The sequence below is a fragment of the Massilia niabensis genome (assembly GCF_042655085.1).
GTDB lineage: Bacteria > Pseudomonadota > Gammaproteobacteria > Burkholderiales > Burkholderiaceae_D > Telluria > Telluria niabensis.
Genome location: NZ_JBHSMU010000015.1, coordinates 87,890 through 114,535 on the forward strand (window position 1 = coordinate 87,890; position 26,646 = coordinate 114,535).

A 26,646-nucleotide genomic window follows, 5' to 3' on the forward strand; every position below is an offset into this window, starting at 1 on the left:
GTACAGGAGTGGTAATGGATTTCCGGTTCAAGGCAGGTGAGACCCCGATGCTGCTGTCAATGCCGCACGTGGGCACCGACATTCCCGACGAGGTCGCAGCCCACATGACGCCCTGCGCGCTCGCCACGGCGGACACCGACTGGCACCTGGCCGAACTGTACGGGTGCGCACAGGAGCTGGGGATCTCGACCCTGGCAGCGCGCTGGTCGCGCTATGTCATCGACCTGAACCGCCCGCCGGAGAACACGAACCTGTATCCGGGCATGGACACGACCGGCCTGTGCCCGGTCGACAGCTTCGGGCGCGAGAGCCTGTACCAGGAGGGCCGGGTGCCGGACCAGGCGGAAGTAGCGCGGCGCCTGGCGCGTTACTGGCAGCCCTACCACGACCAGCTGCGGGCCGAGCTGGCCAGGTTGCTGGCGCTGCACGGCCGCGTGGTGCTGTGGGATGCGCACTCGATCGCGTCCCGGGTGCCGCGCTTTTTCGAGGGCCGCCTGCCGGACCTGAACTTCGGCACGGCCGAAGGCAAGTCCTGCGACCCGGGCCTGGAGCAGGCCGTGGTCGGCGTGGCGCGCGCCCAGGACCGCTTTTCGATCGCCGTCAACGGCCGCTTCAAGGGCGGCCACATCACGCGCTTCTATGGCCAGCCGCTCGAAGGCGTGCACGCGATCCAGCTCGAGATGTGCCAGTGCCTGTACATGGATGAAGCGCCGCCGTTCGCCTACCGGCCGGAAGTGGCGGGCGAGGTGCAGCCCTTGCTGGCCGACCTGATGCAGGCCGCGCTCGACTGGGTGCGCGCATGAATGCCCTGTTCGCGCGGCACGCGTTATTGCCGGAGGGCTGGCAGGGCGACGTCCTCATCGAATGGGATGGACGCGGCAACCTGACCCGGGTGGAACCCGGTGCGCGCCCGCCGATCGGCGTCGCCCGCGCCGAGTATGTGATCCCAGGCATGGCCAACCTGCATTCGCACGCCTTCCAGCGCGCGCTGGGCGGGCTGACGGAAAAGGCGGGCGAGGGGCCGGACAGCTTCTGGACCTGGCGCGACCTGATGTACCGCTTTGCCGCGCGCATCACGCCCGAGCAGATCGAGGCCATCGCCGCCCAGCTGTTTTCCGAATGCCTGCGCCACGGATACACGGCGCTGTGCGAGTTCCACTACATCCAGCGCGACCCGGCAGGCGCCTTTTACGCCCGCCCGGCCGAGATGGCCGAACGGATTGCCGCCGCCGGCCAGCAGTCGGGCATGGGGCTGACCCTGCTGCCGGTGCTGTACAGCCACAGCGGCTTCGGCGAGCAGCCTCTGAAACCGGAACAGGCGCGTTTTCGCACCGATGTCGACGAGGTGCTGCGCGTCGTCGAGGCACTGGAACCACTGCGTGGCGGGCAGCTCGAGGTCGGTGCGGCCCCCCATTCGCTGCGCGCGGCGGACAGCGAACAGATCCGCGAGCTGGCGGCCGCGCTGCCTGGCGGGCGGCCGCTGCACATCCATATTGCCGAGCAGCCGGGCGAGGTCAGGCAGAGCATGGAATTTTCAGGCCTGCGCCCGGTCGAGTACCTGTTCGAGCACATCGACGTCGATGCGCGCTGGTGCCTGGTGCACGCGACCCACCTGAACGAGAAGGAAACCCTGCAGCTGGCCAGGAGCGGCGCCGTGGCCGGCCTGTGCCCGACGACCGAGGCCAACCTGGGCGACGGGCTGTTTCCGCTGCCGGCCTACCTTGCCGCAGGCGGGCGCTGGGGCATCGGCAGCGACAGCCATGTCTCGCAGAGCCCGGTCGAGGAGCTGCGCTGGCTGGAATACGGGCAGCGCCTGGTGCGCGGCAGCCGGAATGTCGCCGCTACCCCAGCGCGGCGCGACGTTGGGCTGAACCTGTGGCAGGATGCGCTATCCGGTGGCGCGCAGGCGTCCGGGCGGCCGGTCGGGGCCCTGGAGGCCGGGCGGCGGGCCGACCTGCTGGTGCTCGACAGCGCCCATCCGAACCTGGAAGGCGTGCTCGATGCCGACGTGCTGGGCCGGCTGGTCTTCTGCGGCAACGACAACCTGGTGCGCGACGTGCTGGCCGGCGGGCGCTGGGTAGTGCAGGGCGGACGCCACATGGCGCAGGAAGCGATCGCGCGCCGCTACCGGGAAGCCATCAACCAGTTGCGCGAGGCACAAACATGAACATCCTGATTCCGTTTGCCGGGCTGTCGGCACTGCCGTGGAAGAACGGCGGCGGCAGCACCACCACGATCGCGGTTGGTCCGCCCGAGGCCGGCTTTGACGACTTCGACTGGCGCGTCAGCCTGGCCACGATTTCCGAGGATGGCCCGTTCTCGCGTTTTCCGGGCGTGGACCGCACCCTTGCCCTGGTGGACGGCCATGGCATGACGCTCGACATCGACGGCAGCGAGCGCGTCATCATCTGCGAAAGCGGGCCGGTGCTGGCCTTCGACGGCGACTCGGAGGTGGTGGCCAAACTGAATCGCGGCCCGACCACTGATTTCAATGTCATGACCCGCAGCGACCGCTGCTATCATCAGTTCGGGCGGCGCCGCCTGAACGGGAAGTCGCGTTTCGTCGCGCGCGCCGACCTGACGGTGATGTTCCTGGCCGAGGGCGAGACCCTGGAAATCGCCAGCGAATCGGAACGCATCAACATGGTGCGCTACGACGCCGTGATGTTCGATCCGGGCACGGTGTGGTCGCTCGAGACCACCCAGGCGCTGATCTTCATTGTCGACATTTTCTACTACAGCGAGGAAGAAGAAGATGAGTGAACGCCACGGCCCGCGTGTTGACGCGGTGTTTGCGAACGTGAACCTGGCTACGATGGTCGATGGCTACGGCGAAGTGAAGGACGGCGCGATCGCCGTGCACCACGGCCGCATCGCCTGGGTCGGGGCGCGCCGCGAAGCGCCGCGCGCGGCCGTCATCCACGACTGCGACGGCGCCTGGCTCACGCCCGGCCTGATCGACTGCCATACCCACATCGTCCACGCCGGCAACCGCAGCGACGAGTGGGAAGCGCGCCTGGAAGGCGCCAGCTACGAAGAGATCGCACGGGCCGGCGGCGGCATCATGTCGACCGTGCGCGCCACCCGCGCGGCGACCGTGGAAGACCTGCTGCGCGAAAGCGCGCCGCGCGTCTCGCAACTGCTGGCCGAGGGCGTGACCACCCTGGAGATCAAGTCCGGCTACGGCCTGAACCTGCAGGGCGAGGCGAACCTGCTGCGCGCCGCGCGCCGCATCGGCGAACTGCTGCCGGTACGGGTGCGCACCACCTTCCTCGGCGCCCACGCGCTGCCGCCGGAATTCACGGGCCGCCCCGATGATTACATCGCTGAAGTGGCCGAGCGCATGCTGCCGCTGCTGGTCAAGGAAAAACTGGTCGACGCGGTCGACGCCTTCTGCGAACAGATCGGCTTTTCCTACGACCAGACCGAGCGCGTGTTCGCCGCCGCCCAGCGCCTCAACCTGCCGGTGAAGCTGCATGCCGAACAGCTGTCCGGGCAGCGCGGCGCCGAACTGGTGGCGCGCTACCGCGGGCTGTCAGCCGACCATCTCGAGCACCTGGACGCGGCCGGCGTCGCCGCCATGGCCAGCGCCGGCACCGTGGCTGTGCTGCTGCCGGGTGCCTACTATTTCCTGCGCGAGACCCAGGCGCCGCCGATCGAGGCGCTGCGCGCCGCCGGCGTGCCGATGGCGGTCGCAACCGACTGCAATCCGGGCACCTCGCCGCTGACATCGCTGCTCCTGGCAATGAACATGGCCTGCACCCTGTGGCGCCTGACGCCGCGCGAGGCAGTGCAGGGCGCCACCGTGCACGCCGCGCGCGCGCTCGGCCTGCAGGACCAGGTCGGCACCCTGGAGGTCGGCAAGCGCGCCGATTTCGCCTTGTGGGACATCGCGCGGCCGGCCGAACTGGCGTATGCGATCGGCTTCAATCCGTGCCAGGCCGTCGTCAACGGCGGCGTAATGCGTGAGCGCGATGTAGGGTTGCCGGCGGGGTTTTAAGGCTTCGGCGCTTGCGAAGCGCCAGATGACCGCTCGATCACTCTGCCAGGAGAAAGCTGGCGCTCGCCGTGGGGCCGATGCAACAGCCGCGCTTGAAGCAGCGTGCCGAATTGCCGGATTTAAGGATTTGCTAGACTTGTTCTCTTGCGGCAACTATGATGCATTTGAGAATTGTCACCAAATCCCCCGAATTCGACGTCCAATGGCACCCTTATCGATCCAAGGCCAGCTGCAATCCCTGAGCGACAGGAAGCGGCCCGCTGCACGCCTGGTCGCGGCCTTGCTCGTGCTCTCGTGCTTGCTGGTCTGCATGCTGACGGGCTGGGAGATCTGGACGTCACGGCGCGAGGTGCTGCGCGAGGCCGAGGTTTCGACCACCAACATGGCCCGTGTCCTTGCGCTTCATACGGAGACCACGATGAAGGTCGCGGACATCGTGCTGCTGGACATGGTCGAGCGCGCCGAGCGCGAGGGTCTGGCGGCTGCAAGTGGAGAACGTTTGCGCACGCACCTCGAGCATATCGCCAGGAAGGCGAGCGAACTCCACGGGCTGTTCATTTACAACGCGCGTGGCGAGTGGACCGCAACCTCGCTCGGCCGGGTGCAGCAGGGAAACAACTCGGACCGCGATTACTTCAAGTACCACCAACACAACACTGGCCGCTCGATGCATATCGGAGCACCGATCCGCAGCCGATCCAGCGGGGTCTGGATCGTGCCGATCTCGCGCAGGCTCGAGCATGCAGACGGCAGTTTCGCGGGCGTTGCCCTCGTCACCATGCGGGTCGACTTTTTCGAAAGCGCCTACAGCAAATTGGACGTTGGCGACAGGGGTACGATTCTATTCGCCCTCGATACCGGCACCTTGTACTACCGACGGCCTTTCGTGGAGGGCATCATCGGCCTGGACATCTCATCCGGCCCCTTTATGCAGCTGTATCGCAGGACGGGCCGGGTCGGGACGGCGATGTTCACGGCCAAGGTTGATGGGGTCCGGCGTCTCTACAGTTACCGGCACCTCGACGGCTTTCCCCTGATCGTTGCTGCCGCATTGTCTGCTGAAGAGATCTATGCGCCGTGGTGGAGTTCAGCGCTCCAGCTGGCGGGCGGATTAGCATTCTTCATCGCCATCCTGCTGTGGCTCGGAACGAAGCTGCTGCAGCAGCTCGCGATCCGCGAGCGCCTCGAACAGCAGCTCCACCTCGTCAGCAGCGGGCTGGCGCAGGCCAACGCCGAGCTGTCCTCGCTTGCGCTGACAGATGGTCTGACCCAGCTTGCGAACCGCCGCGCCTTCGACGCCGCGGTGCAGCGCGAACTGGCGCGGGCACGGCGTGAAGGCAGCCCTGTTTCGCTGTTGATCCTTGACGTTGACCATTTCAAGAGATTCAACGACACCTATGGCCACCTGGCAGGGGATGCCTGCCTGCGCCGGATTGCCAGCGCGATCGCCACCCAGGTCACGCGGCCGGCGGACCTGCCGGCTCGCTATGGCGGAGAAGAGTTTGTCGTGCTGTTGCCCGCGACTAGCCCGGACGGCGCCGCCATGGTCGCGGAGCGGATCAGGAGGGCCGTGACTTCCCTGCATATCGCACATGCCTACAGCAGCGAAGGAACTGTCTCGGTCAGCATTGGCGGCGCCACAATAGACGCGGGTTCAGTGGGTGCAGGACCTGCGGACCTGATTGCCGCCGCCGACGCTGCATTGTATGAAGCCAAGGGCGAGGGCCGGAACCGGTTCAGGTTCCGCCCGGGTTCGGTAGTGGCGGGCAAGACCCAGCAGGAAGCGTTACAGGACCAGGAAATGCATGCTTGACTACACTGGGAGCGGCTGGCCCCTTCACAACGACTGCAGCTTGGACCGCGTCGCCGTCACCGCCCGATGCAGCATCCTCTCGGCATGGAAATCGTTCTCGCGCTGGGCCGCGATGGCGTGCAGGCTGCGTGTGTAGTTGTCGAGGCGCGAGCGAAGCCACGCCTTGTAGAGTCGCCTGGCAATCGGTTTCAGGATGAATGTCATGGTGCCTCCTTATGCGAAGAGCACATTCTCGTTGCGACCCATCCATTGCACTTGTGATAACTCAATCGTGCGACAGCCGGTTTCAACATTTGAGAAACCTCAAGTTGCCGATCTTCAGCTCGGTAATTATAGGTATCAGACGATCCGTAAGAGAGGTAAGCAATTGTAAGAACAACCACTTCAAACGAGGTCACGCAGCTATAGTGAACTCGATTTCCAGTCTCCCCTCCCCATTCTAAAAAAATGGGTTCGCCCACGGCACCTTACGGTCCCGTGGGTTTTTTCTTGTCGCGAGGATTGTGATTAGAGCGCGAAAGAACATCTCCAGGGCAAGGCGCACTCGTCGAAGACAGTACGTTAGTACGGCGAGGCGAGTGCAACGCTGCCATGGGGTGTTGTTTCGTGCTCTTAGGCGGCGCGGCGCGCCAGGTGGTCCAGCGATTCGCCGGTGACGCGGCAGATGCGCCATTCCGGCATGATCTCGGCGCCCATCGTCTGGTAGAAGCCGATGGCCGGTTCGTTCCAGTCCAGCACCGACCACTCGAAGCGGCCGCAATTGCGCTCCACCGCGATTTGCGCCAGCCTCGACAGCAGTTGGGTGCCATAGCCCTTGCCGCGGTGCGATTGACGCACATACAGGTCTTCGAGGTAGAGGCCCTTCTTGGTGAGGAAGGTCGAGAAATTATGGAAGAACAGGGCGAACGCGACGACCTCGCCGTTTTCCTCGCCGACGATGGCTTCGCAGGCTGGACGGTTACCGAACAGGCCCTCGTGCAGCAGCTCTTCGGTGGCGACGACCATGTGCTCGAGTTTTTCGAACACGGCCAGCTCGACGATCATCGAGTGGATGTGGGTGACGTCGGCAGGTTCGGCAGGGCGGATGGAAAAATGGGTGACAGCGGTCATGGGGTTTCGATTGCGTTGTTCGCGTTGTTCAGGGTTTGGGGTTGCACCGGTTTGGCTGCGGGTGCGCGCAGGGCCCAGGCCACGCTGGCCAGGCACAGGAACATGCCCAGGAATTCGACGGGGCCGGGGCGGTAGTTTTCGAGCTGGATCGACAGCAGCACCGACAGCACCGGCGTGATGACGCCGATATACACGGCTTTCTGCGGCCCGATGCGGTTGATCAGCGTGAAGTAGGCAAGGAAGGCGATGACCGAGCCGAACAGGGACAGGTAGATCAGGCCGAGCGTGTAGGTGAGGGTGGGCGGCGCCACGAAGCGCTGGCCGGTCAGGACGACATACAGCCCGACCAGGAGCGTACCCCAGAGCATCGACCAGGCGGTGGTCAGCATCACATTGCTCGATTCTGCGCGGATCTTGCCGACGACAATGCTGCCGGCCGAGCTGGCAATCGTGGCGACCAGCGCCAGCACCACGCCCAGCAGGAATTGGCCGCTGCCCCCAAGCTGCATGTCGCGCCAGGCAGTCTCGATGGAATGATAGAACAGCAGGGCGACGCCGCAGATGGCGGCCGCGCCGGCGCTCCAGGTGCGCGGCGCGATCGGTGTGCCGTGGAAGATGTGGCCGAGCAGGGGCGTCCAGAACACCATCAGCGCGAACAGCACCGCGACGAGGCCGGAGACCACGACTTCTTCCGCCTGGTAGGTGCAGATATACGACAGCCCGAAGGTGGCCACCCCCTGCAGCATCAGCCATTTCTGGGTGCGCCAGGGTAGTTGCAGCTTGTGGCCGCGACCGATGCAGATGGCGAACAGGGTGGCGGAGGCCAGCGCAAAGCGGTAAACAACCGATACCGAGGGGGGCACTTCGCCCAGCTGCAAGGTGATGGCCCAGAAGGTCGAGCCCCAGATCAGCGAGGCGATGATAAACAGGACGGAAGTAGGCATCGCGGAAGTATACGTGCTTTCCGCCTTGCCTGTTATCCATAAATTGCGGCACAGCCAGCCAGCCCGGCCTCAGCCGACCGGGCCGAAACACCTACGCGCCCCCTAGTGCGTCACGCGCGTCTGGTAACCATTGCTCACCAGGCGCACGCGCTCGCCAGGGCGGAACATCTCGTCCGCCGCCTGCGTGATGGCGCGCAGTTCACCGCTGTCGAGCTTGACGGTGATCTCGAAACCGGGACGGTGGTTGGCGCTCGCCTCCATGCGCTGGCCCAGCAGGCCGCCCGCGATGGCGCCGACGATGCTGGTCGCGGCCGAGCCACGGCCGCTGCCGGCGTACGAGCCGGCCAGGCCGCCGAGCGCCGCGCCGCCCATCGTGCCGACGCCCGACTCCGGATTGACGATGACGACGTTGCGTACCGACTCGACCGTGCCGGTGCGCACGACCTGCTCGTTCTGGGTGTCGTAGGCGCGGTAGACGCTGCCCGACGGCGCCGTGGTGGCGCAGCCGGCGAGCAGGGCTGCACAGATGAGGGTGAGGGTGGTTTTCATGGCGACCTCCGCGAAGCGCAATGCGCTTCCACCAAGCTTACTACTCTCAAGCCGCCGCCGCACGTGTCCGCGTGCAGTTTTAATAGGTGACTCAGTAAGCTAGATGCATGCGCCGGTACAGGAAGCCCAGCACGAAGAGCGGGCCGATCAGCAGGAAGCGCAGGTCTTCCAGGAAGGAGGGCTTCTTGCCCTCGATCTTGTGCCCGATGAACTGGCCGATCCAGGCCACCACGAACACGGCGATCGACAACGGCAGCACCGTCATCGGCGGCATGATCGCCAGGATCGCCAGCATGAGGGCGGACATCGCCAGCATGCCGTAGGCGAAGGGCCTCGAGAGCTGGAAGTAATACCACATGGCCCAGCCGACGGCGGCGAGTGCCGCGACCGGATGGAGTGACCACAGGATGCCGAGCAGCGAAAACACGATCAGCGGGACGCACACGAAGTGGAAGCGCTCGTTGGTCGGGTTGCGGTGGCTTTCGCTGTACTGGGCGAGCAGGGTATGGATGTTGCGCTGGTTGGGTGAATTGCGCGGCCGTGCGGTCTGGTCCATGGATGTCTCCGGCGATGTTCAAACTTATGCCAGGGATTCTACACCGCCGGCAGCGCCGTCAGGCCGCCTCGGCCACCTGGCCGGCAAAGGCCGGCCGCGCGCCCAGGCGCATTTGCGGATGGTTGGCGAACAGTTCAGACACCCATTCCACGAACACGCGCACCTTGGCCGACATGTGGCGGTTTTGCGGGTAGACGATATGCACCGGCAGCGGATCGCTGACCCAGTCCGGCAGCACCGGCACCATCCGTCCCGCCTCGACGTGTTTCGTCAACAGGTAGTCGGTCATCTGGATGATCCCCAGTCCCGCCAGGCCCGCCTGCACATAGGCGTTCGAGTCGTTCAGGGCGATCACGCCCGGCATCGGCACCTCGATCCGCTCGCCGTCGCGGTTGAAGTCCCAGTCGTGGACCTTGCCGGTCTTGGCCGAGAAATAGTTGACGCAGCGGTGACGCGCCAGGTCGTCCGGATGCTGCGGCACGCCGAAGCGCGCCAGGTAGGAGGGTGCCGCGGCCGTGACGAAATGGATGATGCCCACGCGCCGCGCGATCAGGCTGGTGTCGAACAGGGGACCGCCACGTATCGCGCAGTCGACGCCTTCCTCGACTAGGTCGACAGGGCGGTCGGTGCTGTCGAGTTCGAGCGTGATGTCGGGGTAACGCTCGAAGAAAGCGGGCAGGGCCGGCACCAGGATTTCGCTCGACAGGCCGGTGGGCGTGCCCACCCGCAGCCGGCCGCTGGGATTGACGCGCATGCGCGACAGCGATTCCTCCGCCTCGCGCACGTCCGACAGGATGCGCACGCAGCGTTCGTAATAGGCCGCGCCATCCGAGGTAACGGTGACCTGGCGCGTGGTCCGGTGCAGCAGCTTGGCCGACAGCGAGGCTTCCAGGGCCTGGACCAGGGTCGACACGCTCGCCTTCGGTAAATTCAGCAGCTCCGCCGTGCGCGTAAAACTGCCGGTATCGACCACCTGCACGAACACTTCCATCGCCTGAAATTTGTTCATGGTTTCCTCGCCCGAGCGGATACTTCGGGATTTTATGGCCTATTGTTCGCCAATTCCGAACAATGATTTCGAAATTGTCCTCTTTATCAGATTGTAGACCATGTCTATAGTGCTCGTACTGACACATAAAACTTCGCCACACGGCGGCAGGAGCAGCATCATGAACTACCGGGACACGTTTGTAGCAACGATTGCACTGGCGCTCGGCACACTGGCGATAGCCGGCGTCATTGCCAGCGGCGCCTACGGCCAGGCTGCCGGCGCCGAGGCGCGCGGCGTGCATGCGCTGTCGACAGTGCTCGCGCAGGCCATCGGCGCCGACGCGGCGCCGACCACCCTGGCCGCCGCTCCGGAGGTGACCCGATGAACGCGCCACAGGACAGCCGGACCCTGGCAGCCGATGCCGTGCGCGTGCGCGAACTCGAAGTCGCCGGCGAGCAGGGGCCTTTGAGAGCGCGCCTGTACGCGGCGGGGGTCCCGTCGAAACGCGACACCTTGATCGTGTTCTTCCACGGCGGCGGCTTCGTCGAGGGCGACCTGGACGATGCCGATGGCTTCCTGCGCCACCTGGCCGACGCCAGCGGCTCGCAGGTGATCCTGGCCTCGAACTACACGCTCGCCACCGTGCGCCCGTTCCCGGCCGCGGTCGAGGATGCCCACGCGGTGCTGCTGTGGGCGAAGAAAAACAAGACCAAACTCGGCTGGAACGGCAAGCGCATGCTGGTGGCCGGCATCGAGGCCGGCGCCAACCTGGCGGCAGTCTGCGCGCTGATGTCGCGCGACCGTGGCGCGCCAAAACTGGACGGGCAAATTCTCCTGATGCCGATGCTCGACCCGGGCCTGTCGAGCTGCTCGATGCGGGAAATGCCGCTCTGTCCCGACAAGGAAAAGCTGGCCGACGGCTGCGCCGCCGCCTACCGTGGCTACCTGCCGAACGCCGCCGACCGTACCCACCCCTACGCCTCGCCCCTGCAGTCGAGCCGGCTGAAGAATCTGCCGCCGGCCCTGATCCTCTCGGCCGAGGACGACCCCTTGCGCGACGAGGCCGAAGCCTACGGCGCCAAGCTGGCCAGCTTCGGCGTGGCGGCCACCGTGCGCCGCCTGCTGCCGACGCCGCAGCAGTCCGGCGACCGCAACGAATGCGCTTGCGAAGCGCCCGCGCTGGTCGAAATCGCGGCCTTCATCGCAAGTCTCGGCGGGCAGGAGGCCCCGCCCGGCTAAGTCAGCACCTTTCCGTTTTTCCCATCATTGACTGACAGGACACGCGCCTAACAAAAGGCGCGGCGAGCCCTCTTTTTCCCGCGCTTTTCCACGATGCGCGCGGGCGGGACGGGTGTCGCCTACTTATTAACATTCTCACAAGAAAAAAAGGGGTAATCATGAAAAACCAACATACATTGAAGGCTTTCCGTCCGCTGTTTGCAGCACTGGCGACAGCCGGCCTGCTCGCCGCGACGCTGGCCGGCTGCGGCGAGGCCAACAGCAAAGCCGCGGCCGCGGCGCCGCCAGCGCCGCCGGTCTCGGCGGCCCTGGTACTGGAACAGCCGGTCGCCGAAACCCAGGAGTTTTCCGGACGGCTGGAAGCGGTCGAACGGGTCGAGATCCGCTCGCGTGTCAGCGGTTTCATTACAGCCGTCAACTTCAAGCCGGGCAGCGAAGTGAAAAAGGGAGATGTCCTGTTCGTGGTCGACCCGCGTCCTTACCAGGCCGAGGCAAACCGCGCGTCCGCCGCTGCAGCCTCGGCGCGCGCCAAGCTGGAACTGGCGCGGCGCGAACTGGCGCGCGCCGAGAGCCTGCTGGCCGACAAGGCGATCGCGAAACGCGAGTTCGACGAGGCGCTGGCGGCGCAGAAGGAACTCGAGGCCAATGCCAGCGCCGCCCAGGCGCAAGTCGAATCGGCGCGCCTGAACCTGGCCGATACCCGTGTGGTGTCGCCGATCGATGGCCGCGTCTCGAAAGCCGAGATTACGCTCGGCAACCTGGTCGACCCGACTGCCGTGCTGACCTCGGTCGTGTCCATGAAACGCATCTATGCCAGCTTCGACGGCGACGAGGAAACCTACCTGCGGGTGGGCGCCCGCGCCCAGCAGGGCACGCCGGTCACGGTTCGCGTCGGCCTGGCCAACGAACAGGGCTTCCCGCATGAAGGACGCCTCGAATTCGTCGACAACCAGCTCGACGCCCGCACCGGCAGCGTGCGCATGCGCGCCCTGTTCGAGAACGGCGACCGTACGCTGGTGCCGGGCCTGTTCGCACGTGTCCAGCTGGGCGCGGCCGACAGCCGCAAGGCGGTCCTGATCAGCGACCGCGCCGTGAGCACGGACCAGAGCCGCAAGTTCGTGGTCGTGGTCGATGCCACCAACAAGGCCGAATACCGGCAAGTCACGCTGGGCCCGGTCATCGACGGCCTGCGTGTGGTGCGCACGGGACTGAAGGGGGGCGAGAAAATCGTCGTCAATGGCCTGCAGCGCGTGCGTCCGGGCGAGCCGCTGGCGCCGCGCTTGGTGCCGATGGATGCGGCGCTGGCGCTGGCAGCAGCACCCCAGGCCAAGGAGTGATGCGATGAATTTTTCCCGCTTCTTTGTCGACAAGCCGATCTTCGCGGTAGTGCTGTCGGTGCTGATTTTTGTCGCCGGCCTGATCTCGATCTTCCGGCTGCCGGTGTCCGAGTACCCTGACGTGGTGCCACCTTCGGTGGTGGTGCGCGCGCAGTACCCCGGCGCCAACCCCAAGGTGATCGCCGAAACCGTGGCCGCGCCCCTGGAAGAGCAGATCAACGGGGTCGAGAACATGCTGTATATGTCCTCGCAAAATACCTCGGACGGCGCCCTGATGCTGACGCTGACGTTTGCCATCGGCACCGATATCGAGCAGGCCGAGTCGCAGGTGCAGAACCGCGTCCAGCGCGCGCTGCCGCGCCTGCCCGAGGAGGTGCGCCAGATCGGCGTCACCACCGTCAAAAGCTCGCCCAACCTGACCATGGTGGTGCACCTGAAGTCACCGGACGGGCGCTATGACGACCTGTACCTGCGCAATTACGCGACCCTGAACGTCAAGGACCGCCTGGCCCGCATCGATGGCATGGGCGAGGTGCAGCTGTTCGGCTCGGGCGACTATGCGATGCGCGTCTGGCTCGACCCGCAGAAGGTCGCCGCGCGCGGCCTGACGGCAGGCGACGTGGTCGACGCCATCCGCGAGCAGAATGTCCAGGTCGCGGCCGGCGTCATCGGCCAGGGGCCGACCAAAGGCGCCGATTTCCAGCTTACCGTGAATACCCAGGGCCGCCTCGAGACGGTCGAGGAGTTCGGCGCGATCATCGTCAAGACCGGCGACGATGGCGCAACCACCTTGCTGAAAGACGTGGCGCGCCTGGAAATGGGTTCGAACTCGTACGCGCTGCGTTCGCTCCTGAACAACAAGTCGGCGGTCGCGATCCCGATCTTCGAGGCGCCGAATGCGAATGCGTTGCAGCTGTCGACTGACGTGCGCGCCACGATGGCCGAGCTGTCGAAAGAGTTTCCGGAAGGCGTCGAATACAGCATTGTGTACGACCCGACCCAATTCGTGCGCGAGTCGATCGACTCCGTCATCGCCACCCTGTTCGAGGCCATCGTGCTGGTCGCGCTGGTGGTGATCGTGTTCCTGCAAAGCTGGCGCGCTTCGCTGATCCCGCTGCTGGCGGTGCCGGTATCGGTGGTCGGCACCTTTGCAGTGATGCTGATGTTCGGCTTCTCGATCAACACGCTGTCGCTGTTCGGCCTGGTGCTGGCGATCGGCATCGTGGTCGACGATGCCATCGTCGTCGTCGAGAACGTCGAGCGCAACATCACCAACGGCCTGTCGCCGCATGACGCGACGATCCAGGCCATGAAGGAAGTGTCCGGCCCGATCATCGCCATCGCCCTGGTGCTGTGCGCCGTGTTCGTGCCGATCGCCTTTGTCTCCGGCCTGACCGGGCAGTTCTACCGCCAGTTCGCGTTGACCATCGCCATTTCCACGGTGATTTCGGCCTTTGCCTCGCTGACGCTGGCCCCGGCATTGTCGGCCGCGCTCCTGAAAGCCCACGACGCGCCGAAGGACCGCCTGACGCGCATCATCGACCGGCTGTTCGGGCGCTTCTTCGCCGGCTTCAACCGCTTCTTCGGGCGCGCTTCGCACCGTTACGAGGGCGGGGTGCAGACTGTGTTGCGCCGCAAGACCCTGTCGCTGGCCGTGTATGCGCTGCTCGCCGTCGGCGCGGTGTTCATGTTCAAGGCGGTGCCGCCCGGCTTCGTGCCGCAGCAGGACAAGGCTTACCTGATCGGCTTTGCCCAGCTGCCGGATGCGGCCTCGCTCGACCGCACCGACGCCGTGATACGCAAAATGTCGGCCATCGCCCAGGAAATTCCCGGCGTCGAGTCGTCGATTGCCTTCCCGGGCCTGTCGATCAACGGCTTTACCAACGCGCCGAATGCCGGCATCGTGTTCACGGGCCTGAAGCCCTTCAGCGAACGGCGCGGCAGGGACCAGACGGCGGAAGCCATCGCCGCCGAAATCAACAAGCGCATGGGCGCCGTCGAAGACGCCTTCGTCATGGTGCTGTCGCCCCCGCCGGTGAACGGCCTGGGCACGACCGGCGGCTTCAAGATGATGCTGGAAGACCGCGGCAACCTGGGCTACGACGCCTTGTACAAGGCAACCCAGGCGATGCAGGCGAAAGCCTGGGCCGAACCGCGCCTGCAAGGCGTGTTCTCGAGCTTCCAGATCAACGTGCCGCAGCTGTATGCGGACGTCGACCGGGTGAAAGCCAAGCAGCTCGGCGTGCCGCTGCAGAGCATTTACCAGACCCTGCAGGTGAACCTTGGTTCGCTCTACGTGAACGACTTCAACAAGTTCGGCCGCACCTACCAGGTACGGGTGCAGGCGGACGCTCCCTTCCGCTCGCAGCCGGAGCAGATCGCCCAGCTGAAGGTCAGGAGCAGCACGGGCGAAATGATCCCGCTGTCGTCGCTGATGCAAGTGAAGGACACTTATGGTCCGGACCGCGTGCAGCGCTACAACGGCTACGTTTCGGCCGACATGAACGGCGGCCCGGCGGCGGGCGTGTCCTCGGGCCAGGCCCAGGCCATCATGGAGCAGATCGCGAAGGAGACGCTGCCCAAGGGAATCGCCTATGAATGGACCGACCTTACCTACCAGGACATCCTGTCGGGGAACACGATGATCTACGTCTTCCCGCTGTGCGTGTTGCTGGTGTTCCTGGTGCTGGCGGCCCAGTACGAAAGCTGGACGCTGCCGCTGGCCGTGATCCTGATCGTGCCGATGTCGATCCTGTGCGCGCTGGCCGGCGTAAAACTCACCGGCGGCGACAACAACGTGTTCACCCAGATCGCGCTGTTCGTGCTCGTGGGACTGGCCTCGAAGAACGCAATCCTGATCGTCGAATTCGCTCGCGAGCTGGAACACCATGGCCGCAGCGTGGTCGAGGCCGCGCTCGAAGCGAGCCGCCTGCGCCTGCGTCCGATCCTGATGACCTCGATCGCTTTCATCATGGGTGTGCTGCCGCTGGTGTTTTCCAGCGGCGCCGGCGCCGAGATGCGCCAAGCGATGGGTGTCGCCGTGTTCGGCGGCATGCTGGGCGTGACCTTCTTCGGCCTGTTCCTCACGCCGCTGTTCTATGTATTACTGCGCTCGTTCGCAAAACGGTTCGAAAAACCGGCGGCGCGACCAGCGCTGGCCGTGCACCACGAAGGAGTTCCGCAATGAAAATGATGATTGCAAGGGGCGTCGCGCCGCTCATGGCCGCACTGCTCTTGAGCGCCTGCGCGGCGCCAGCCTTCCGCCAGCCGCAGGTCGAGGTGCCGGTCGCGTTCAAGGAAACGCCCAATGGGGTGCGCCTGGCCGCCGACGGCAGCCTTTGGCGGCCGGCCCGTTCGGCCGAAACGCAGGCCCGTGGCGAATGGTGGCTGGCGTTCCAGGACCCGGCTTTGAATGAGCTCGTCGGCGAAGCAACGCGCAAGAATGCCAGCCTGGCGGTGGCCGCGGCCCGCGTCAAACAGGCGCGGGCAATTACCGGTATCGCGCAGGCCGATCGCGTGCCGCAAGTGGGCCTCGGTGTCGGCGCCCAGCGTGGGCGGCCATCGGCGCTGGAGGCGGGGCTTTCGCAGGGTAGTAGCGTCGCGCCGCGCAACACCTACACGGCCAGCCTGAGTGCGAGCTATGAAGTCGACCTGTTCGGCCGCGTGGCCGCCAACGTCGAGGCGGCGCGCCAGGACGCTGGCGCGCTCGAGGCAAGTTACCGCTCGGTGCTGCTGTCGCTGCAGGCGGACGTGGCCCAGACCTGGTTCCGGCTGCGCGCGCTCGACGCCGAACTCGAGACGCTCGAACGGGCAGTGCGCCTGCGCGAAGAAAACGTGGCGATCAACCAGCGCCGCTTCGATCTGGGCGACATCGGCGAATTCGACCTGACGCGGGCCAGGGGCGAGCTGGCGACGACCCGCGCCGAAGCGGTCGGCCTGCAGCGCCAGCGCACGACGGCCGAGCATGCGCTGGCGGTCCTGCTGGGGCGACCGGCGGCGCATTTCACGGCGCCCGTGAACCCGCTGCCTGATACCGTCGCGCTGCCCGTCATCCCGGCCGGGCTGCCCTCGACGCTGCTCGAGCGCCGTCCCGACATCGCCATCGCCCAGCGCACCATGGAGGCGGCGAATGCCCGCATCGGCGTGGCGCGCGCGGCGATGTTCCCGGCACTCGACATCAGCGCTGCGGGCGGCGGCGTCGGCGGCGCGATGGCCGAGGCCTTCAAGTGGAGCAGCGGTTCGTGGGTGCTGGGCGCGCTGCTGTCCCTGCCCGTGATCGACGGCGGGCGCAACGCGGCGAACGTCGCGCGCAGCGAAGCCGGGCTGGAAGAAGCCGTCGGCGCCTGGCGCCAGAGCGTGCTGGGCGCCTTTGCCGAAGTCGAGGATAACCTGGCCGGGCTGCGCATCCTGGACGAGCAGGGCGCGCAGCTGGACGAAGCGGTGCGCGCGGCGCGCCGCTCGGCGGAACTCGCGCGCAGGCTGCATGACGCGGGCCGCTCGAGCTACCTCGACCTGCTCGACGCCCAGCGCAACCTGGCCGCGGCCGAACGCAGCGCGGTCCAGCTGCGCGGCAGCCGCGCCCTGACCACGGTGGCGCTGATCCGCGCGCTCGGCGGCGGCTGGGATGCGCCGGCGCCACCGGATGGCCAGGCGCGGCGCTAAACGATTCCTGTGTGCCCTTTGCGGCGGCCCGTCCTGGCGGTCCGCCGTTTTTTTGTGTGCACTGCGATGGCTGGGGACGGCTAGAATGGCCGCATGACCTCCTCCGCACCCTCGAACGACAAGACATTGAGCGGTCTGGCCCCAGTGCTGCGGCCGGATACCCGCATCCTCATCCTCGGCAGTTTTCCCGGCGCCCAGTCGCTCGCCGCTGCCCAGTACTACGCCCATCCGCGCAACCAGTTCTGGCCCCTGGTCTCAAGGCTGGCCGGCGAAGACCTGGTGGCGCTGCCGTATGCCGCGCGCCTGGAGCGCCTGCTGGCGCACCGCATCGGCTTGTGGGACGTGCTGGGCGCCTGCGAACGCGAAGGCAGCCTCGACTCGGCCATCCGCAAACCGGCGGCCAACGATTTCGACCGCCTGCACACCCTGTGCCCGCAACTGGAGACGGTCGGCTTCAACGGCCAGGCCTCGGGCAAGTTTGCCCCCTTGTTTGCCGATGCCGGCTACCGGACGGTGGTGCTGCCCTCGAGTTCACCCGCGCACATGGCGATGACCTTCGAGCAGAAGCTGCAGGTGTGGCGGCAGCTGGTCGATGCCGGGCCCGACCGCCCATCCCCCGCGCAAGGCTCCCTGCTCTGACAGACGGATGCCGGGCAGTGGCGCTTACGCCAGGTGAATCGGAATGCCGCGTGCGCGATATGGCGCGAGTAACTCCGCCGGCACGCTGGCCATGGTCACCAGCCCCGATAGTTCATCCAGTGGAATGACCTGGTAGGGCGAGGCCGTTGCCAGCTTTTCGGGCGAGGCCAGCACGATCGTTTCGGCAGCGACCGCGCTCAGCGCCCGCTTGACGCCGGCCTCTTCGAAGTCGCCCGTCGACAGCCCCGCCTCGGGGTGCACGCTGCACACGCCCATGAAGTAGACGTCGGCCCGCACCTGGCGGATCGCCTCTACCGTCGCCGAACCCACGCCCACCACGGAATGCTTGAACAGGCGTCCGCCCAGCATGATGACCTCGATGCCCGGGTGCGCAACCAGGTCGACGGCGACCGACGGGCTGTGGGTGATCACGGTCGCGCGCAGGTGCGGTGGCAAGTGCCGCACCAGGTGGCTTGACGTGGTACCGCCATCGATGAAAACGACTTGCCCCGGCTGGATCAGCTGCGCGGCGGCGCGGCCGATCGCGCTCTTGTCGTCCACGGCGATGTGCTGGCGCGCGGCGAAGTCGGCCATCGCAGGGGAGGCGGGCAGCGCCCCGCCGTGCACGCGCTGCAGCAGGCCTTCGCCGGCCAGGTCGCGCAGGTCGCGCCGGATCGTGTCTTCGGAGACCTCCAGCAGGCCGGCAGCGGTTTTGGCGACGATCTTGCCTTCCTGCTTGAGCAGGTCGAGGAGGATGAGTTTACGTTCGGATGTCAACATGGCTGCATGATTTATCTTGATGTTGCACGATTTTGCACGTTAGTAGCGTAAAACACAAACAAAACGGAGATTAGCATGCAGGATTATGTCCGAATCCGCGCCGAGCAACTGCTCGCGGACGACTGGCACGTGCTGAAAAAAAACAACCTTCGATTACCGACGGCACGACGGCCGCTGGCAGACGCTGACGCGGGAAACCTATGACCGCGGCAATGGCGCCACCGCCCTCCTGTACAACCTGCAGCGCCGCACGGTACTGCTGACGCGCCAGTTCCGCTTCCCGGCCTACGTCAACGGACATGATGGCTTCCTGATCGAGGCCGCCGCCGGCCTGCTTGACGACGCCAGCCCGGAACAGCGCATCCGCGCCGAGCTGGAAGAAGAAACCGGGCGCCGCGTCCAGCACCTGCGCAAGGTGTTCGATGTGTTCATGAGTCCCGGCTCGGTGACCGAGCGGCTGCATTTTTTTGTGGGCGAATATGATGCCGGCTCGCAGGTGGGCGCGGGCGGCGGCCTGGAGGCGGAGGGCGAAGACATCGAGGTGCTCGAGCTCGACGCCGACGAGGCGCTCGCCATGGTGGCGCGCGGCGAAATCATGGACGGCAAGACCGTCATGCTGCTGCAATACCTGCACCTGCACCTGCATGTGCTCAAGCCGCGCAGCATGATGATCCTGGTCGCCGACCGGATGCTCGCGGCGGCCGAGGAACGCGGCCTGCTCATCTATCGCGACCTGGCCGCCGTTCCCTACGAGGTTGCCAAGGCATCGGACTGAGCAGCTACGCAACGGATTCGTGCCGCCGCCGCGCGCCGGACAGCAAATGCTGACCCAACCGTACGCGCTTTCGCCAACCGTGTTACACTGTGTTCAGTCGAAGAGGTCCTGGTGATCTCCGCGGCATCCCGCAACAGCCCGCAGTGCGATATGTGTAATGTCGCCGCGACCAGCAAAGCGGGATTGTGATTCGAGATACGTTGGTCGACTTACACCGATGGAGGCACTACGCAGATAGCGTGGGCGTCCAGGGCTCCGCACCTTGCAGATAGCATCGGCTGGAGCAGCGATACAAGCATTGGCAATACATTGAAACGAAGCCCGCAGCAAGCGGGCTTTTTTTTCTCTCCCGCGCAGGTCGGCGTCCGGCTGCAGTCCCGGATCGAAGCCGCCGCCGTCAACTATCCGCCCGAAGCGGCCCATCCACTTTTACTCCGATCCAGTCGCCTCAAGCACTGGCATCCAGCAGCATCGTCGCGGCGCCGTTATCTTGCGCCAGCTCGCAGTACAAACCTCTCAAAGGAATAACAACATGGCAAAAGAAGAACTCATCGAAATGAATGGCCTCGTCACCGAAGTGCTGCCGGAACTGCGTTTCCGCGTCGACCTCGAAAACGGCCACAAGCTGATCGCCTATACCTCGGGCCGGATGAAGAAAAACCACATCCGCATCTTGATGGGCGACAAGGTGACGCTCGAACTGTCGCCTTACGACCTGAACAAGGGCCGTATCGTCTTCCGTCACATCGAACAGCGCGGCACCCCGGCGCCACGCGCCGGCGGCTTCCAGCGCCGCCGTTAATCGGCTTGCACTAAGCAGTCTGCACTAAGTCGGCTGCACCAAGCCGGCTGCACTAAGCCGGCTGCACTAAGCCGGCTCGGCTGCCTCCAGCGCTGCGCGGACACTTTCCAGCGCCGCCGCCGCGGGCAGCAACAGCAATGCGGCGGCCCCGGTCATGGGGCCGCGCGCAGCAATTCCCAGTACTACCGCGGGCAAGCCGCGCACGACCGTCGTGTCAACGACCAGTTGCAGCCGCGCTTGCCCCGTTCCCCCACATTCCACCCGTGATCCGCACAGGCGCGCCAGCTTCGCCGGCGCCAGGTTGATGCCGGGCGCATGCAGGGCCAGCGACGGCCTGCCGAGCAGGATCGTCCAGCCGGCCCGCAAGGTCGCCATCCATCCGGCGGCAGGCAATCCCGATCCACCATCGTTCGCGATGCGCACGTCGAGCGCCCTGAGCTCGGGCCGTGGCGGGAGATCGCGCGCCTGCGTGATTCGCGTCACCAGTCCGGCTCGGCGCAGGCAGACCAGCACCCACCAGCCGGGATCCCATTCGCCCGGATACAGGCCGAGCCGCGCCGAGGACGGGAAGGCATGATGGTTGTTGTGCCAGGATTCCCCCATCGTCAGCAGCGAGGTCCAGCCGATATTGCGTCCCTGGACGGCTGCGCCATCGACTGCATGGTGCATGCCGCCGTGGTTGTGCGCAAAATACCCGATCAGCCAATGTCCGGCCACGCCGGCCGTGATGCGCGCACAGACACCCCAGACCACGAAGGCCCAGCCGCCCAGCAGGTACAAGAGCACGGCGGGCGGCAGCTGCTGCAGCATCCAGGTCCGCTCCAGGAAGCGGTAGAAGCGGTCCTGGGCAATCGCGGCCGACAGTTCGATGCGCGGCGGGCGATCGAGCCTGAGCTCGCAAAACAGTTGCCACCAGCCGTCGGCGAGCAGCGTGCGCCCATGGCGCAGGTAGGGATGGCAGTCCTCCTGGCGCTGCGCGTAGTCGCGCAGGTCGTGCTGGCGCAGCAGCCCGATCGGACCCGACAGGCCGACTTGGACCCCGAGATACACCAGCAAGTATTCCAGCCACTTCGGACAGTCGAAACTGTTGTGGATCAGCTTGCGATGGCTGCCGAGCGAGTGGCCCAGCAGCAGCACCATGCCGGTGACCGACGCAAACAGCGCCAGCGCACTCCAGCTGAAGGTGAGGGCGCCGCCGACGAGCGCCACGCCAGCCATCGACCCGAGCCACAAGGACTTCAGCGGCGACCAGGCCACCCGGCCCGCATTCACATCGCCCGGATCCTCGTCCGGGGCGGTAATCGATCGGTAGTCGCTGGGTGGTTGTGGCATGTCGTCTCCGGTGTCAGTCGGGCTTACGTTCTTTGGCGAGCTTGGCCGAGGTGCGTTTCAGGGGCGCGGCCGTCGGGCACAGTCCGAACAGGAAACCGGACAGGTGGTTGGCCAGGTGATCGGCGTTCAGGCGGTAATACACGTATTGCCCGCGCCGCTCGCCGCTCACCAGTTCCGCGTTTTCCAGCACCGACAGGTGGCGCGAAATGGCCGGCGTGCTGATGCCGAGCTGCGCGGCCAGTTCGCTGGTCGTCAGCTCGGCACTGTTGAGCAGGGCAAGGATCTTGCGGCGCGGGGTCGACGCCAGGGCGTCGAAGATTTTGTCGATACTCATTTCGAACCCATTTCACACTCATTTCCAGTTTATTTCAGAATTAACTAATTCGTTAATTGATTGTGCGTCCGGGGACGGACCTTGTCAAGCGCCGGCGGCACGTGTGCCGATGCCCGCTAGTTCAGGCGCGGAGCCGGGCGCTGGCGCGGCATGCCGGCCGCGCTGGAGGCACTCGCGGCGCGCAGGTGCGCCAGTTTCGCCGCATAGCGTTCGCGCGTGTCGGCACGCACGCTGGTATCGCGCGCTAGCGCCAGTTGCCTGGCTGCCGGGTCCAGTTCTCCCAGGCCCAGGTGGGCCACTCCCAGCCAGAAATGAAACTCGTCGTTGTAGGGCGCACGCGCCACTTCGCGCGCGAACAGGGCGCGGGCGCGGGCGAAGTCGTTCGCGCGCCAGGCCGCCATCCCCTGGTCGAAATAGTGGAAAGGCGGCGCCGGATGCAGCCGGGCGATGCGCTGCATGAGCGCTTCCGATTCGGCCGCCTTGCCGTTGACGGCCAGCAGCGGCGCCAGGTTCTGCATCACCAGCAGGCTGTCGGGCTTCTGCTCGAGGGCGGCGCGGTAGACGCGTTCTGCCAGCAGCGGCCGGCCGCTGCGCTGGTAGATGACGCCCAGCGTGTTGTAGGCGGCCAGGGTCGAGGGACGTATGCGCAGTGCCTCGCGCACCAGCCAGTATGCCTCGGCGTCGCGCCCCTGGACCAGTTCCTCGACGGCGCGGTTGTTCAGGTAGAGGGCAACGATATCGTCTTCTTCCAGTTCGCGCGTGCGCAGCCGGCCGGCATCGCGTGACGGCAGGAAGTCGACCGTCAGCTCGCTGTCTGCATCATAGGAGTTCGGCGCGGGCGCGCGCGGCGCCAGGTGGATATTGACGTGCTCGCTGACCAGGTACAGCGCATTGGCGCGGCTCCAGGCTGCGACGGTTTCGACGCGCTGGAAGCGTACCCGCATGCCCAGTTCGCGCGCGAATGCGGCCGTCATGATCACCAGCGACAGGCAGTTGCCCGAACGCTGAGCGTAAGTCTGCGCGGCCGTCTGGGTGCGCGTGGCGTCGTAGTCGAGCTGCAGGTCGCTCTTGTCGTAGAGCGCCTTCACCAGGCCGCGCGCCGCGCCGTGTTCACGCAGCTTCGCCTGGAAAGCGCGGCTGCGCAGGTGCGCCGACATGGCGGGACTCAGGGTGAACAGGTCGGACGCCGTGACCGCGGCGGCGGGGGCAGGGAAGGCGGTATCGTCGAGCAGCCCGGCCAATGGGGGCGACTGCGGGGGCGGGGCGGCGCAGCCGGTCAACAACACGCACAGCAGCAGGGTCCAGGTTCGCATAGCGCCTCCGTTACCGGTCATCTCCTTCCAGTATCGGCCGCTTGCGTGGTGCTGTCAAAGCATGGCGCTCTGTGATTGCTTGGTGATCGCTCAGTGATCGTCGTGCAGGGCTTCTTCGAGTTCGTCGAGCAGCTCGGCGGTTTCGTCGTCGTCGAGCGACAGGTAGGCCTGGGCGCGCGCGCCGCCCTTGTCCCATTCCGGGGAGCCGGCCAGGCCCTGGTAGCGGCAGATCGCGCGCTCGGCCAGCAGCGACAGCGCCACCAGCGAGCGCACCGCGTCGGCCGTAGCGTCGTCCTCGAGCACCGCGTAATCGTGGTGGTGCAGGATGGCCCAGGCCACGTCGCTCGACAGGCCCCAGTTACGCGCCAGCAGGGTGCCGACGGCGGCGTGGTTGGTGCTGTGCCGTTCGTCCTCGACCGCCGTGAAGGCGCGCAGCGGCTCGGCGCCGGCGTCGAGGAAGGTGGTGTCGTAGCCGGGGAAGCGGCTCATCAACAGGGGCATGCCGGTGTCGCAGAACAGCCCGAAAGTGTGGGCGATGTCGGGCGCGCCGATGCGCAGGCGGCGCGACAGGAACATCATGGCGTGCGAGCGCCGGGTCGAGACGTCCCAGAAGTTTGCCAGCGCCGGGTTCTCGACGGGAATGGCCTGCCGTGCCAGCAGGCCGGTCATCAGCGCCGCCACCTGGTTAATGCCGAGGAACAGGATGGCCTGCTCGATCGACTTGGCGCGGCGTCCGCCGAACAGCGACGAATTGGCGAGCTTCAGCAACGCGCCGGCCATGCCGACGTCGCGCGCGACGATACGCCCGATCCGCTCGGGCGAAGGATCGGCGCACGCCAGCTCGGCCTGCAGGTCGGCCAGCAGGCCGGGGCGGGGCGGGATGCGGATCGACTTGATCAGTTCGTCGAGAGGGTCATATGCAGCTGGGGCGGTCGCAATAGCGCTCGCCTGAGCTGCAACACGGGTAAGGCGACCTGGCATTGCTTTAGCGGCAACTGTACTCATCGGAAGGGATGTTCAGGAGGAATAAAAGCGGAGACCGACACTATAAACCAGGCTGAATTTCCTTGCAGCAACAGACTGCGTTGTGTGGCAAAACGGACAGAACGGTGTTGCGCAGGCGTCTAGAATCGCTTCCATGAATCCAACGACGAATCTGACAACCCTTGCAGGAATCGATTTCACCGCCCCGGCGGACGAGGTTGCGCGCCGCCTGATCGGGGTGGTGGTGCTGGTGGACGGCATCGGCGGGCGCATCGTCGAAACCGAGGCCTATGACCGCGAGGACCCGGCCTCGCACGCCTTTTCCGGGCCGACCGAGCGCAACATGGCCATGTTCGGCCCGCCTGCGCATGCCTACGTCTATCGCTCCTACGGTATCCACTGGTGCCTGAACTTCGTCTGCCGCGAGGAGGGGCACGGCGCCGGGGTTCTGATCCGGGCGATCGAGCCGCTTGCCGGGCTGGAGACCATGCGCGCGCGGCGCGACGCCCAGGATGCGGTGCAGCTGTGTTCCGGCCCCGGCAAGCTGTGCCAGGCGCTGGACGTGACGCGCGCCTTCAACGGCCGCTCGCTGGCGCAGCCGCCCTTCCTGCTCGAGGCGGCCGCGCCCGGGCTGGAAGTGGTGGCCGGGCCGCGCATCGGCATCTCCAAGGCGATGGACGTGCCCTGGCGTTTCGGCCTGGCCGGCTCGCGTTTCGTCAGCCGCCCGTTCAAGTAACGCTGGACCGGCGGCGCCGCCCGGCAGCGTCGCCTTGGTCGCTGTGGGTGAGGGCGCGCGGCGCGCGCGTGCGCAGCGGGCTGTCCGGGGCACGCCGCTCGAGCGGGTCGTGAAACGCCTCGGTGCCGTCGCCCGCCTCGTTGTCCTGCGAATCGGCTTGTGATGCCGAGAAGGGTTCGACGCCCTCGATCTGGAACACGGACACCGCGCGCGCCAGGTTCACCGTCTGCTCGTGCAGGCTTTCGGCGGCGGCAGCCGCCTCCTCGACCAGCGCCGCGTTCTGCTGGGTCATGTCGTCCATCTGACCGACTGCGCGGTTCACTTCGGCGATGCCCTCGGCCTGCTCGGTGCTGGCCACGCTGATGCGCTCGATGATGTCGTTCACCTGCTGCACCGAGGCCACGATGTGGCCCATGCTGCTGCCCGCTTCGTTGACCGATACCGCGCCGCCGTCGATGATCGCCACCGAATCGGCGATCAGGGCCTTGATCTCCTTGGCCGCGGCCGCCGAACGCTGGGCCAGCGTGCGCACTTCGGAGGCCACCACGGCAAAGCCGCGCCCCTGTTCGCCGGCGCGCGCCGCCTCCACCGCGGCGTTCAGCGCCAGGATATTCGTCTGGAACGAGATGCCGTCGATGACGCCGATGATCTCGACGATCTTGCGCGAGCTGGCGCGGATCGATTCCATCGTCGTCACCGCGCGGCCGACGGCCTGGCCGCCGTGCGAAGCCAGGCGCGCCGCTTCCGCCGCCAGGTCGGTCGCCAGGCGCGCATTGTTGGCGTTGTCCTTCACGGCCACGGTCAGGGTTTCCATGGCGCTGGCGGTTTGCTCGAGCGAGCCGGCCTGCATTTCGGTGCGGGTCGACAGGTCCAGGTTGCCGGTGGCGATTTCCTTCGAGGCGGTGTCGATCGAGCGCACCGAGGTCAGTATCGCGTGCAGCGTCGTGTTCAGGGTGGCGATCGTGTGGTCGAGCGCGCGCGAGGTGTCGGCGATCTCGTCGCGGCCCGTGCTGGCGGTGGCGCTGGCCAGGCGGCCTTCGGCCAGCTCCGCGACTACGTCAGAAATGGCGCGGATGTCGGCCAGCATGGCGCGCCGCACCAGCATCGTTACGGCGAGCGAGAGCGCGATCGACAGCACCACCAGCACCGCCATCGACATCCCCAGCGTGCGGAACTCGTCGCCGGCCGCCGCATAGGCTTCTTCGCTCAGGCGCGTTTCCAGCGTCGACAGCTCGGCCAGCCGGGCGTTCAGGATGCCGAAGTCCTTTTCCGCCTTCTGCATCGAGTTGGTGGCGATCGACTGGTCGACCTGCGCCATCTCGATCGTTTCCAGCACCCCCTTGCGGTAGGCCGCCAGCGCCGTGCTGGAAGCGTCGATCAGCTTGCGCTCGGCGGGATTGGCCACTTTCGCCAGCGCGTCCAGGCGGGTCTTGATGTCGCCGTGTTTCTTGTTGATGTCGCCAATCAGGGCGTCCAGGCGGTTCTTGGCGAAGCTGCCGCTGATCCAGGCCAGCAGCTGGTAGATGTTCGCGTGCGCGTATTTGGCGTCACCGGCGACATCGGCCGTGTCCTGCAGGCGCGCCGCGCGCACCTGCACCATGTTCTCGAGCGAGGCATGCTGGCGCACCATGCCGTAATAGGCGGCGCCGGAGAGCAGCGTCAGCAGCACCAGCACCAATCCCGGCGCCAGCAGCAGCTTCGGGCCAATCCGTAGTTTTTTCAGCATGCTCTTCTCCTGTACCAATAAAAA

General features: G+C 66.2%; 25 protein-coding genes and 1 pseudogene. 14 read left to right on the forward strand and 12 right to left on the reverse strand.

Features of this window, described 5'->3' with window-relative positions; translation table 11 throughout:
• The first annotated feature begins 14 nt into the window (after positions 1–14).
• From hutG to ACFPN5_RS14870, 5 genes are all read left to right on the forward strand, one after another.
• Positions 15–803 (forward strand): N-formylglutamate deformylase, encoded by a 789-nt coding sequence (hutG, locus tag ACFPN5_RS14850; RefSeq protein WP_379784527.1) that lies wholly within the window; start codon positions 15–17, stop codon positions 801–803.
• Entirely contained in the window at positions 800–2,167 is a 1,368-nt protein-coding gene (locus ACFPN5_RS14855; RefSeq protein WP_379784528.1) for a formimidoylglutamate deiminase, read from the forward strand. The genes hutG and ACFPN5_RS14855 overlap by 4 nt, the downstream gene beginning before the upstream one ends.
• Positions 2,164–2,763, forward strand: a complete 600-nt coding sequence (locus ACFPN5_RS14860) for a HutD/Ves family protein (RefSeq protein WP_379784530.1) — start codon at positions 2,164–2,166, stop codon at positions 2,761–2,763. Before ACFPN5_RS14855 ends, ACFPN5_RS14860 begins: the two co-directional genes overlap by 4 nt.
• Complete coding sequence (gene hutI / locus ACFPN5_RS14865; protein ID WP_379784531.1) at positions 2,756–4,000, forward strand: imidazolonepropionase; 1,245 nt, start codon at positions 2,756–2,758, stop codon at positions 3,998–4,000. The genes ACFPN5_RS14860 and hutI overlap by 8 nt, the downstream gene beginning before the upstream one ends.
• Positions 4,001–4,202: 202 nt before the next feature.
• Positions 4,203–5,813: a sensor domain-containing diguanylate cyclase gene (locus tag ACFPN5_RS14870; protein ID WP_379784532.1), complete on the forward strand. Its 1,611-nt coding sequence runs from the start codon at positions 4,203–4,205 to the stop codon at positions 5,811–5,813.
• A gap of 24 nt (positions 5,814–5,837) precedes the next feature.
• On the opposite strand, the gene ACFPN5_RS14875 is transcribed toward ACFPN5_RS14870, so the two are convergent.
• The 6 genes from ACFPN5_RS14875 to ACFPN5_RS14900 form a co-directional block, all read right to left on the reverse strand.
• Positions 5,838–6,017, reverse strand: a complete 180-nt coding sequence (locus ACFPN5_RS14875) for a hypothetical protein (RefSeq protein WP_379784533.1) — start codon at positions 6,015–6,017, stop codon at positions 5,838–5,840.
• Positions 6,018–6,425: 408 nt separating this feature from the next.
• Positions 6,426–6,923 carry a GNAT family N-acetyltransferase gene (locus tag ACFPN5_RS14880; protein ID WP_379784534.1) on the reverse strand — a complete coding sequence of 166 codons (498 nt, stop codon included), beginning with the start codon at positions 6,921–6,923 and terminating at the stop codon, positions 6,426–6,428.
• Positions 6,920–7,867 (reverse strand): DMT family transporter, encoded by a 948-nt coding sequence (locus tag ACFPN5_RS14885; RefSeq protein WP_379784535.1) that lies wholly within the window; start codon positions 7,865–7,867, stop codon positions 6,920–6,922. Before ACFPN5_RS14885 ends, ACFPN5_RS14880 begins: the two co-directional genes overlap by 4 nt.
• Before the next feature lie 102 nt (positions 7,868–7,969).
• Positions 7,970–8,416 (reverse strand): outer membrane lipoprotein, encoded by a 447-nt coding sequence (locus ACFPN5_RS14890; protein WP_379784536.1) that lies wholly within the window; start codon positions 8,414–8,416, stop codon positions 7,970–7,972.
• Between the two features lie 91 nt (positions 8,417–8,507).
• Entirely contained in the window at positions 8,508–8,972 is a 465-nt protein-coding gene (locus tag ACFPN5_RS14895; protein WP_379784538.1) for an Mpo1 family 2-hydroxy fatty acid dioxygenase, read from the reverse strand.
• Positions 8,973–9,030: 58 nt separating this feature from the next.
• Complete coding sequence (locus tag ACFPN5_RS14900) at positions 9,031–9,981, reverse strand: LysR family transcriptional regulator (RefSeq protein WP_379784539.1); 951 nt, start codon at positions 9,979–9,981, stop codon at positions 9,031–9,033.
• Positions 9,982–10,141: 160 nt separating this feature from the next.
• Here ACFPN5_RS14900 and ACFPN5_RS14905 point away from each other — a divergent pair, with 160 nt between their 5' ends.
• From ACFPN5_RS14905 to ACFPN5_RS14930, 6 genes are all read left to right on the forward strand, one after another.
• Positions 10,142–10,348 carry a hypothetical protein gene (locus tag ACFPN5_RS14905; protein ID WP_379784540.1) on the forward strand — a complete coding sequence of 69 codons (207 nt, stop codon included), beginning with the start codon at positions 10,142–10,144 and terminating at the stop codon, positions 10,346–10,348.
• Positions 10,345–11,202, forward strand: a complete 858-nt coding sequence (locus tag ACFPN5_RS14910) for an alpha/beta hydrolase (RefSeq protein ID WP_379784541.1) — start codon at positions 10,345–10,347, stop codon at positions 11,200–11,202. The genes ACFPN5_RS14905 and ACFPN5_RS14910 overlap by 4 nt, the downstream gene beginning before the upstream one ends.
• Positions 11,203–11,360: 158 nt before the next feature.
• Positions 11,361–12,539, forward strand: a complete 1,179-nt coding sequence (locus tag ACFPN5_RS14915) for an efflux RND transporter periplasmic adaptor subunit (RefSeq protein WP_379784542.1) — start codon at positions 11,361–11,363, stop codon at positions 12,537–12,539.
• Between the two features lie 4 nt (positions 12,540–12,543).
• Positions 12,544–15,726: an efflux RND transporter permease subunit gene (locus tag ACFPN5_RS14920; protein WP_379784543.1), complete on the forward strand. Its 3,183-nt coding sequence runs from the start codon at positions 12,544–12,546 to the stop codon at positions 15,724–15,726.
• The gene (locus ACFPN5_RS14925) at positions 15,723–17,201 is read left to right on the forward strand and encodes an efflux transporter outer membrane subunit (protein WP_379784544.1); all 1,479 of its coding nucleotides are present in this window, start codon (positions 15,723–15,725) and stop codon (positions 17,199–17,201) included. The genes ACFPN5_RS14920 and ACFPN5_RS14925 overlap by 4 nt, the downstream gene beginning before the upstream one ends.
• A gap of 93 nt (positions 17,202–17,294) precedes the next feature.
• The gene (locus tag ACFPN5_RS14930) at positions 17,295–17,840 is read left to right on the forward strand and encodes a DNA-deoxyinosine glycosylase (RefSeq protein WP_379784545.1); all 546 of its coding nucleotides are present in this window, start codon (positions 17,295–17,297) and stop codon (positions 17,838–17,840) included.
• 24 nt (positions 17,841–17,864) lie between these two features.
• Here ACFPN5_RS14930 and ACFPN5_RS14935 read toward each other — a convergent pair whose 3' ends face one another.
• The gene (locus ACFPN5_RS14935; protein WP_379784546.1) at positions 17,865–18,620 is read right to left on the reverse strand and encodes a DeoR/GlpR family DNA-binding transcription regulator; all 756 of its coding nucleotides are present in this window, start codon (positions 18,618–18,620) and stop codon (positions 17,865–17,867) included.
• Between the two features lie 75 nt (positions 18,621–18,695).
• Between ACFPN5_RS14935 and ACFPN5_RS14940 the strand changes: the two are divergent.
• Positions 18,696–19,263: pseudogene (locus ACFPN5_RS14940) on the forward strand (NUDIX domain-containing protein); the annotation flags it as partial.
• A 664-nt stretch (positions 19,264–19,927) separates the two neighbouring features.
• On the forward strand, positions 19,928–20,197 hold the full coding sequence (gene infA, locus ACFPN5_RS14945; RefSeq protein WP_379784547.1) for a translation initiation factor IF-1: 270 nt from the start codon (positions 19,928–19,930) through the stop codon (positions 20,195–20,197).
• A gap of 66 nt (positions 20,198–20,263) precedes the next feature.
• On the opposite strand, the gene ACFPN5_RS14950 is transcribed toward infA, so the two are convergent.
• From ACFPN5_RS14950 to ACFPN5_RS14965, 4 genes are all read right to left on the reverse strand, one after another.
• On the reverse strand, positions 20,264–21,529 hold the full coding sequence (locus tag ACFPN5_RS14950; RefSeq protein WP_379784548.1) for an acyl-CoA desaturase: 1,266 nt from the start codon (positions 21,527–21,529) through the stop codon (positions 20,264–20,266).
• Between the two features lie 13 nt (positions 21,530–21,542).
• Positions 21,543–21,863 carry an ArsR/SmtB family transcription factor gene (locus tag ACFPN5_RS14955; RefSeq protein WP_379784549.1) on the reverse strand — a complete coding sequence of 107 codons (321 nt, stop codon included), beginning with the start codon at positions 21,861–21,863 and terminating at the stop codon, positions 21,543–21,545.
• Between the two features lie 116 nt (positions 21,864–21,979).
• Positions 21,980–23,176 carry a tetratricopeptide repeat protein gene (locus tag ACFPN5_RS14960; RefSeq protein ID WP_379784550.1) on the reverse strand — a complete coding sequence of 399 codons (1,197 nt, stop codon included), beginning with the start codon at positions 23,174–23,176 and terminating at the stop codon, positions 21,980–21,982.
• A gap of 90 nt (positions 23,177–23,266) precedes the next feature.
• Positions 23,267–24,157, reverse strand: a complete 891-nt coding sequence (locus ACFPN5_RS14965; protein ID WP_379784551.1) for an HDOD domain-containing protein — start codon at positions 24,155–24,157, stop codon at positions 23,267–23,269.
• A 157-nt stretch (positions 24,158–24,314) separates the two neighbouring features.
• Here ACFPN5_RS14965 and ACFPN5_RS14970 point away from each other — a divergent pair, with 157 nt between their 5' ends.
• On the forward strand, positions 24,315–24,896 hold the full coding sequence (locus ACFPN5_RS14970; protein WP_379784552.1) for a DNA-3-methyladenine glycosylase: 582 nt from the start codon (positions 24,315–24,317) through the stop codon (positions 24,894–24,896).
• On the opposite strand, the gene ACFPN5_RS14975 is transcribed toward ACFPN5_RS14970, so the two are convergent.
• Positions 24,889–26,622: a methyl-accepting chemotaxis protein gene (locus ACFPN5_RS14975; protein WP_379784553.1), complete on the reverse strand. Its 1,734-nt coding sequence runs from the start codon at positions 26,620–26,622 to the stop codon at positions 24,889–24,891. The two genes, ACFPN5_RS14970 and ACFPN5_RS14975, sit on opposite strands and share 8 nt — an antisense overlap.
• Positions 26,623–26,646 lie beyond the last annotated feature (24 nt).

What these genes read in the sequence shown, in the direction of transcription:
- hutG (WP_379784527.1), top strand. Translation starts at nt 15, where the DNA reads ATGGATTTCCGGTTCAAGGCAGGTGAGACCCCGATGCTGCTGTCAATG.
- ACFPN5_RS14855 (WP_379784528.1), top strand. Translation starts at nt 800, where the DNA reads ATGAATGCCCTGTTCGCGCGGCACGCGTTATTGCCGGAGGGCTGGCAG.
- ACFPN5_RS14860 (WP_379784530.1), top strand. Translation starts at nt 2,164, where the DNA reads ATGAACATCCTGATTCCGTTTGCCGGGCTGTCGGCACTGCCGTGGAAG.
- hutI (WP_379784531.1), top strand. Translation starts at nt 2,756, where the DNA reads ATGAGTGAACGCCACGGCCCGCGTGTTGACGCGGTGTTTGCGAACGTG.
- ACFPN5_RS14870 (WP_379784532.1), top strand. Translation starts at nt 4,203, where the DNA reads ATGGCACCCTTATCGATCCAAGGCCAGCTGCAATCCCTGAGCGACAGG.
- ACFPN5_RS14875 (WP_379784533.1), bottom strand. Translation starts at nt 6,017, where the DNA reads ATGACATTCATCCTGAAACCGATTGCCAGGCGACTCTACAAGGCGTGG.
- ACFPN5_RS14880 (WP_379784534.1), bottom strand. Translation starts at nt 6,923, where the DNA reads ATGACCGCTGTCACCCATTTTTCCATCCGCCCTGCCGAACCTGCCGAC.
- ACFPN5_RS14885 (WP_379784535.1), bottom strand. Translation starts at nt 7,867, where the DNA reads ATGCCTACTTCCGTCCTGTTTATCATCGCCTCGCTGATCTGGGGCTCG.
- ACFPN5_RS14890 (WP_379784536.1), bottom strand. Translation starts at nt 8,416, where the DNA reads ATGAAAACCACCCTCACCCTCATCTGTGCAGCCCTGCTCGCCGGCTGC.
- ACFPN5_RS14895 (WP_379784538.1), bottom strand. Translation starts at nt 8,972, where the DNA reads ATGGACCAGACCGCACGGCCGCGCAATTCACCCAACCAGCGCAACATC.
- ACFPN5_RS14900 (WP_379784539.1), bottom strand. Translation starts at nt 9,981, where the DNA reads ATGAACAAATTTCAGGCGATGGAAGTGTTCGTGCAGGTGGTCGATACC.
- ACFPN5_RS14905 (WP_379784540.1), top strand. Translation starts at nt 10,142, where the DNA reads ATGAACTACCGGGACACGTTTGTAGCAACGATTGCACTGGCGCTCGGC.
- ACFPN5_RS14910 (WP_379784541.1), top strand. Translation starts at nt 10,345, where the DNA reads ATGAACGCGCCACAGGACAGCCGGACCCTGGCAGCCGATGCCGTGCGC.
- ACFPN5_RS14915 (WP_379784542.1), top strand. Translation starts at nt 11,361, where the DNA reads ATGAAAAACCAACATACATTGAAGGCTTTCCGTCCGCTGTTTGCAGCA.
- ACFPN5_RS14920 (WP_379784543.1), top strand. Translation starts at nt 12,544, where the DNA reads ATGAATTTTTCCCGCTTCTTTGTCGACAAGCCGATCTTCGCGGTAGTG.
- ACFPN5_RS14925 (WP_379784544.1), top strand. Translation starts at nt 15,723, where the DNA reads ATGAAAATGATGATTGCAAGGGGCGTCGCGCCGCTCATGGCCGCACTG.
- ACFPN5_RS14930 (WP_379784545.1), top strand. Translation starts at nt 17,295, where the DNA reads ATGACCTCCTCCGCACCCTCGAACGACAAGACATTGAGCGGTCTGGCC.
- ACFPN5_RS14935 (WP_379784546.1), bottom strand. Translation starts at nt 18,620, where the DNA reads ATGTTGACATCCGAACGTAAACTCATCCTCCTCGACCTGCTCAAGCAG.
- infA (WP_379784547.1), top strand. Translation starts at nt 19,928, where the DNA reads ATGGCAAAAGAAGAACTCATCGAAATGAATGGCCTCGTCACCGAAGTG.
- ACFPN5_RS14950 (WP_379784548.1), bottom strand. Translation starts at nt 21,529, where the DNA reads ATGCCACAACCACCCAGCGACTACCGATCGATTACCGCCCCGGACGAG.
- ACFPN5_RS14955 (WP_379784549.1), bottom strand. Translation starts at nt 21,863, where the DNA reads ATGAGTATCGACAAAATCTTCGACGCCCTGGCGTCGACCCCGCGCCGC.
- ACFPN5_RS14960 (WP_379784550.1), bottom strand. Translation starts at nt 23,176, where the DNA reads ATGCGAACCTGGACCCTGCTGCTGTGCGTGTTGTTGACCGGCTGCGCC.
- ACFPN5_RS14965 (WP_379784551.1), bottom strand. Translation starts at nt 24,157, where the DNA reads ATGCCAGGTCGCCTTACCCGTGTTGCAGCTCAGGCGAGCGCTATTGCG.
- ACFPN5_RS14970 (WP_379784552.1), top strand. Translation starts at nt 24,315, where the DNA reads ATGAATCCAACGACGAATCTGACAACCCTTGCAGGAATCGATTTCACC.
- ACFPN5_RS14975 (WP_379784553.1), bottom strand. Translation starts at nt 26,622, where the DNA reads ATGCTGAAAAAACTACGGATTGGCCCGAAGCTGCTGCTGGCGCCGGGA.